The following is a 4,271-nucleotide window of genomic DNA, read 5'->3' on the forward strand; positions in this document are numbered from 1 at the left end:
GGGCGGGCATGGGGCCATTTTTGGGGTGTGGTTCTTTCCGGCGCCGGTGGTGCCAGGGCCGGCGCCGTCCCGCACCCCGGGGTTGTCCCAGCCGGTGGCCCCGGCAAGGCACAATCCGGGGCTCGGTCCGGCGTCCCCGGAAGACCAGACCCGTACCCGCTGCATGAGCCTGAAGACCGTTGCCGTCCGTCTGCTGTCCTACGTGCGCCCCCACAAGGCAGGCGTGGGCCTGGGCGTGGTGTGCTTTTTCCTCTCGGCTGCCGTCGAACCTCTGGTGCCGGCCCTGCTCAAGCTGTTGCTCGACAGCGGCTTCAAGGCCGAGCTGGGGTTCCCGCTGTGGCTGGTCCCCGTGGTGGTGGTCGGTCTGTTCGCGGTGCGTGGACTGCTGGCCTTCTGCGGCACCTACCTGTTCAACTGGTCGGTCTCGCACGCCGTGCTGGCCCTGCGCTCGGACCTGATGGGCGCCCTGATGCGCGCCGATGCGAGCCTGTACAACCGCATGAGTCCCGGCGTGGCGGCCGCCAAGGTGATCAACGATCCGCAAGCGGCTACCGCCTCGTTGTCACGCGCCCTGACGACGGCCTTGCGCGACGGCACCACCTTCTTCGCGCTGCTGGGCTACCTGATCTACCTCAACTGGAAGCTCACCTTGCTGTCGCTGGTGATCATGCCGCTGCTGGCCTTCGTGGTGCGCAAGGTGCAAAGGCGCGTGCTCTCGGTGGGCACCCAGGCCTACGAGTCGCAGATCCGCCTGGTGCGCATCGTCGATGACATCTCGCGGGCCTGGCGCGTCGTGCGCACCTTCGATGCCGGCGAATTCGAACGCCGCCGCTTCGAGGCCGAGGCACGGCGGCTGCGCCACGTCACGCTGAAAAACGTCGCGGCCGCAGCCACGATGACGCCGCTGACACAGGTGGTGGCCAGCCTGGGTGTGGCCGTCATCCTCACCCTGGCCCTGGTGGAGGCCCACCGCGGGGCGGCCACCGTCGGCGAGTTCGTGGCCTTCATCGCAGCCTTGCTGATGACGATCTCGCCGATGCGCCACCTCACCGACGTGATGCAACCCATCATCGGCGGGCTCATCGGCGCGCGTGCCTGCTTCGAGCTCATGGACACGCCGGCCGAGCCCGATCCGGGCACCCGGGAGATCGATCCCGCCCGATGCCGTGGACACCTCCGTTTCGACCAGGTCCGAATCACCTATCCCGGCAGTGAGACCCCTGCCCTGCGTGAACTCACGCTCGACATCCCGGCCGGGCGCACCGTTGCCCTGGTCGGCCCGTCGGGGTCGGGCAAGACGACTGCCATCAACGCCATGCTCGGCTTCGTCGCCCCAACGGCCGGACGCATCGAACTGGACGGCATCGACATCCAAGAGATCCGCAAGGCCTCGTTGCGCCGGCAGTTTGCAGTGGTCTCCCAGGACATTGTGCTCTTCGATGGCTCGATCGCAGAGAACGTGGCGTATGCGCAGGCGCCGGACCGCGCCCGTATCGAGGCGGCGCTGCGTGCGGCCAACCTGTGGGACTTCGTGCTCAGCCAGCCCGAGGGGCTGGATGCCAACATCGGTGCCAACGGCAGTCGACTTTCGGGTGGCCAGCGCCAACGCCTGGCCATAGCCCGGGCCCTGTACAAGGATGCACGCGTCTGGGTTTTCGACGAGGCCACCTCGGCACTGGACAGCGAATCTGAACGCATCGTGCAGCAATCCATCGAACAATGGCGCGGCGAGAAGACGCTGGTGCTGATCGCCCACCGCCTGAGCACGGTGCGCAACGCCGACTGTATCTACGTGCTGTCGGAAGGCCGTGTGGTCGAATCCGGCCGGCATGAGGATCTGATGACCCGAGGCGGGCTGTATGCCGGCATGGTGCGCGCACAGGCCATGGAGTGAACGATGGGCCAGGACGACTCCCCCGCTTCTTATGTTCCCCGTCGTCCGTCGCGGCCGGAGTTTCTCGAGATCCGCGGCTTGCGCTATCACGTGCACCACTGGGGCTCGCCGGAATGGGTCACCCCCGACAGCCCGGCGCTGGTGATGCTGCATGGCTGGATGGACGTGGGGGCCTCCTTCCAGTTCGTGGTCGATGCCATGGCCTCGCGGCGCTACGTGATCGCCCCCGACTGGCGCGGCTTCGGGCTCAGCGAGGCCCCCCAGGCCGACAGCTACTGGTTTCCCGACTACCTGGGCGATCTCGACACCCTGCTCGACCGCCTGCTGCCCGGGCAGGTGGTGGATCTGCTGGGCCACAGCATGGGCGGCAATGTGGCGATGCTCTATGCCGGCATCCGGCCCCAGCGCATCCGCCGGCTCGTCAACCTCGAGGGTTTCGGCCTGCCCGCCAGTCAGCCCACCAGCGCGCCAAAGCACTACGCCGCCTGGCTGGACGAGCTGAAGACGCCGCAGGCCTTGCGCCCCTACCCCAGCCTGCAGGCCGTGGTGCAGCGCCTGCGCCAGAACAACCCCCTGCTGCGCCCGGAGTTCGCAGCCTGGCTGGCCCCACACTGGTCGCGCCGGCGCGACGACGGCCTGTGGGAGATCCTCGGGGACCCGGCCCACAAGCGGCGCAACCCGGTGCTCTACCGCAAAGAGGAGGCCCTGGCCTGCTGGGCCGCCATCACGGCCCCGGTGCTGTGGGTGGAGGGCGACCGCACCGACATGGCCCGATGGTGGGGCGAGCGCTACCCGCGTGCCGAGTTCGAGGAGCGGCTCCAGGTGGTCCGGCAGCTCGAACGCCGCGTGCTCTCGCCGGCCGGCCACATGCTGCACCATGACCAGCCCGAGGCCCCGGCCACCCACCTCCACGCCTTCCTGCGCTGAGCCCGTGCCAAAATGCCCGTTTTCGCCGCAGACCCTGCGAGGCACGGCCTTTGCCGCCGCACACGAACAAGGACAGCACCATGGAAGCAGAACGCATCAACCTCATCGGTTCCACCCTGGAAGACCTGCGCCAGCGCACCGGCGAGCTACGGAGGTATCTTTGACTGGGACCAGAAGTCCATCCGCCTGAGCGAGGTCAACGCCGCGCTGGAGGACCCGGCCGTCTGGAACGACCCCAAGCGCGCCCAGGAGCTGGGTCGCGAGAAGAAGTCGCTCGAGGCCGTGGTCGACACCATTGCCCGGCTGGAGCGGGAGCTGGCCGACAACCTCGAGCTCTACGAGATGAGTCGCGCCGAGGACGACCACGACGGCCTGCAGGCCATCGAGGCCGAGACCGCCGAACTCGCCCACGAGGTCGAGCAGCTCGAATTCCGGCGCATGTTCAGCAACCCGGCCGACCCGAACAACTGCTTCATCGACATCCAGGCCGGCGCCGGCGGCACCGAGGCCTGCGACTGGGCGGGCATGCTGCTGCGCCAGTACCTGCGCTACTGCGAACGCAAGGGCTTCAAGGCCGAGGTGCTGGAGGAATCGCCGGGCGACGTGGCCGGCATCAAGAGCGCCACGATCAAGGTCGAGGGCGACTATGCCTTCGGCTACCTGCGCACCGAGACGGGCGTGCACCGACTGGTGCGCAAGAGCCCCTTCGATTCGTCCGGTGGCCGCCACACCTCGTTCGCCAGCGTGTTCGTCTACCCCGAGGTGGATGACTCCATCGAGATCGAGATCAACCCGGCCGATGTGCGCACCGACACCTTCCGCGCCAGCGGCGCGGGCGGCCAGCACATCAACAAGACGGACTCCGCGGTGCGCCTGACGCACCTGCCCACCGGCATCGTCGTGCAGTGCCAGAGCAGCCGCAGCCAGCACAGCAACCGCGACGAGGCCTGGCGCGTGCTGCGCACGCGCCCGTACGAGAAAAAGAGGCGCAAACGCCCGGCCAAGAAACAAAAAATCGAGGAAAAAAAAAAAAAGGAGTCGACGAGGCAAGAAAAAAACCCGGGGAGCGTGATAAATTATGGATTACCAGTAGAAACGCAGTCCAACAATCAGAACTTCTACAAAAAAACAAACAGCTTAAAGAAAAAATAGAAAGTAAATATGAAATAATCGGTCAAAGCGAGAGTATAAGAAACATTTTAGAAACTATTAAAAAAGTTGCACCAACAAATTCCAGAATTCTTATTACTGGGGAAAATGGTACCGGCAAAGAACTTGTGGCGAGAGCAATTTATAACTTCAGTAATCGAGCAAATAAACCTTTTATCGAAGTTAATTGTGCAGCCATTCCAAATGAATTAATTGAATCAGAACTTTTCGGTCACGAAAAAGGCGCATTTACTGGAGCTACCTCACTTCGAATTGGTAAATTTGAACAAGCAAATGGTGG

3 protein-coding genes and 1 pseudogene are annotated in these 4,271 nt (G+C 64.8%); all 4 read left to right on the forward strand.

Features of this window, described 5'->3' with window-relative positions; translation table 11 throughout:
* The first annotated feature begins 163 nt into the window (after nucleotides 1-163).
* Nucleotides 164-1,894 (forward strand): ABC transporter ATP-binding protein, encoded by a 1,731-nt coding sequence (locus ACK42S_RS14825; protein ID WP_409709154.1) that lies wholly within the window; start codon nucleotides 164-166, stop codon nucleotides 1,892-1,894.
* Nucleotides 1,895-1,897: 3 nt separating this feature from the next.
* Nucleotides 1,898-2,821, forward strand: a complete 924-nt coding sequence (locus ACK42S_RS14830) for an alpha/beta fold hydrolase (protein ID WP_409709157.1) — start codon at nucleotides 1,898-1,900, stop codon at nucleotides 2,819-2,821.
* A gap of 80 nt (nucleotides 2,822-2,901) precedes the next feature.
* Nucleotides 2,902-3,850 (forward strand): annotated as a pseudogene (gene prfB, locus ACK42S_RS14835) (peptide chain release factor 2); the annotation flags it as partial.
* 140 nt (nucleotides 3,851-3,990) lie between these two features.
* On the forward strand, nucleotides 3,991-4,271 hold a 281-nt coding region (locus ACK42S_RS14840), incomplete at its 3' end, for a sigma 54-interacting transcriptional regulator (protein WP_409709160.1).

This window comes from Caldimonas sp. (assembly GCF_046289365.1).
GTDB lineage: Bacteria > Pseudomonadota > Gammaproteobacteria > Burkholderiales > Burkholderiaceae_C > Caldimonas.